The following is a 2,161-nucleotide window of genomic DNA, read 5'->3' as shown; positions in this document are numbered from 1 at the left end:
CACGATGAAGGAGATCAGCGTGACCACGGAGCCGAGCAGGGCGATGCCGATATCCAGCGTGGCGTTGACGAACAGTCTGATGTCCTCGGCGATGCGTTGATCGGGGTTGTCGGCCGAATCGCCCTTGAGCCGCATGCGGTAATGGGTGCCGTCCGCCAGCCAGCGCCCGAGATAGGCCTCCGTCAGCCAGCCGCGCCAGCGGATCTGGAGCCATTGCTGCAGATAGAGCTGATAGACCGCCGTGACGATGAAGAACACGGCCAGCACCGTGAACACGCCGAACTGGTAGAGGAACACCTCCCAGTTCTTGTCCTGGAGCGCCGTGTAGAACGTGTTGTACCAGGCGTTGAAGCGGACGTTCAGCCAGACCTGGAAGAGCTGGAGCGCGATGACCACGAGCAACAGCCCGCGCCCCCATAGGCGGTCGCTGCCGCGGAAATAGGGGAAGGCGATGCGGGCGAACTCTTTGGCCGTGTCGCGGAATTTCGCCATTCTCGGGGGAGGACCTCAATCAGCCGTAGGCGGCGACGATAGAGCCAAAGTCTGAGCTTAGGAAAATTACGATTGTGTAAGCCGGTCTGGCAGGCTCCAGGAAACGGCGCAAACAAAAGGGGCGGCCAATGGCCGCCCCTTCCGCAAGTGATGAGCTAAGACAAGCCTACATCATGTCCATGCCGCCCATGCCGCCCGGAGGCATTCCCGGCATGCCGGCGTCGTCCTTCTTCGGCGACTCGGCCACGCCCGCCTCGGTGGTGACCAGCAGGCCGGCGACCGACGCCGCATCCTGAAGGGCGGTGCGCACGACCTTGGCTGGGTCGATGATGCCCTTCTGGATGAGGTCCACATAGGTGTCGTTCTGTGCGTCGTAGCCGAAGGACGGAGACTTCTGCTCCAGCACCTTGCCGACCACGATGGAGCCTTCGACCCCGGCGTTCTCGGCGATCTGGCGGATCGGCGCCTGGAGCGCGCGGCGCACGATATTGATGCCGGCCTCCTGGTCGTCGTTGTCACCCTTTGTCTTGATGCCCTTGGAGGCGTGCAGCAGGGCTACGCCGCCGCCCGGAACGATGCCTTCCTCGACGGCCGCGCGGGTCGCGTTCAGAGCGTCGTCCACGCGATCCTTCTTCTCCTTCACCTCGACCTCGGTGGCGCCGCCGACCTTGATCACGGCAACACCGCCGGCGAGCTTCGCCAGCCGCTCTTGCAGCTTCTCGCGGTCATAGTCGGAGGAGGTGTCTTCGATCTGCTGCTTGATCTGACCGACGCGCGCCTCGATGTCGTCCTTCTTGCCGCCGCCGCGGACGATCGTCGTGTCGTCCTTGGTGATGGTGACGCGCTTGGCCTTGCCGAGCATCTGCACCGTGACGTTCTCGAGCTTGATGCCGAGATCCTCGGAGATCATCTCGCCACCGGTCAGGACTGCGATGTCCTGAAGCATGGCCTTGCGGCGATCGCCAAACCCAGGGGCCTTGACTGCCGCGACCTTCAGGCCGCCCCGCAGCTTATTGACCACGAGCGTGGCCAGCGCCTCGCCCTCGACGTCCTCGGCGATGATGAGCAACGGACGGCCGGACTGCACCACGGATTCAAGTAGCGGCAGCATGGCCTGAAGGCCCGACAGCTTCTTTTCGTAGATGAGGATGTAGGGGTTATCGAGCTCGGTGATCATCTTCTCGGCGTTGGTAATGAAGTAGGGCGAGATGTAGCCGCGGTCGAACTGCATGCCCTCGACCACTTCGAGCTCGCTATCGAGGCTCTTGGCTTCCTCGACGGTAATCACGCCCTCATTGCCGACCTTCTTCATGGCCTGGGCGATCATGTCGCCGATGGTCTTCTCGCCGTTGGCCGAAATGGTGCCGACCTGGGCGATTTCGGCGGAGCCGCTAACCTCCTTCGACTGCTTGCGGATAGCCTCGACGACCTCGATCACGGCCTTGTCGATGCCGCGCTTCAGGTCCATCGGGTTCATGCCGGCGGCGACGGCCTTCAGGCCCTCGCGCACGATCGCCTGCGCCAGCACGGTCGCGGTCGTGGTGCCGTCGCCCGCGGTCTCGTTGGTCTTCTGGGCGACCTCTTTCAGCATCTGCGCGCCCATGTTCTCGAACTTGTCCTCAAGCTCGATCTCCTTGGCCACGGTGACGCCGTCCTTGGTCGAGCGCGG

Annotated in this window: 2 protein-coding genes; both read right to left on the bottom strand. The window is 63.5% G+C overall.

Features of this window, described 5'->3' with window-relative positions; translation table 11 throughout:
* Positions 1 to 492, bottom strand: a 492-nt coding sequence (locus ACSLE4_RS05205; RefSeq protein WP_435903417.1) for an SbmA/BacA-like family transporter, incomplete at its 3' end; no start/stop codon positions are given.
* A gap of 166 nt (positions 493 to 658) precedes the next feature.
* The coding region (groL, locus tag ACSLE4_RS05200; protein ID WP_435903416.1) for a chaperonin GroEL at positions 659 to 2,161 on the bottom strand (1,503 nt) is incomplete at its 5' end.

It is taken from the genome of Methyloceanibacter sp., from assembly GCF_051306395.1.
Classification (GTDB): domain Bacteria; phylum Pseudomonadota; class Alphaproteobacteria; order Rhizobiales; family Methyloligellaceae; genus Methyloceanibacter.
The sequence above is the reverse complement of the archived record's forward strand: the minus strand, read 5'-3'. Positions and strand labels throughout refer to the sequence as shown.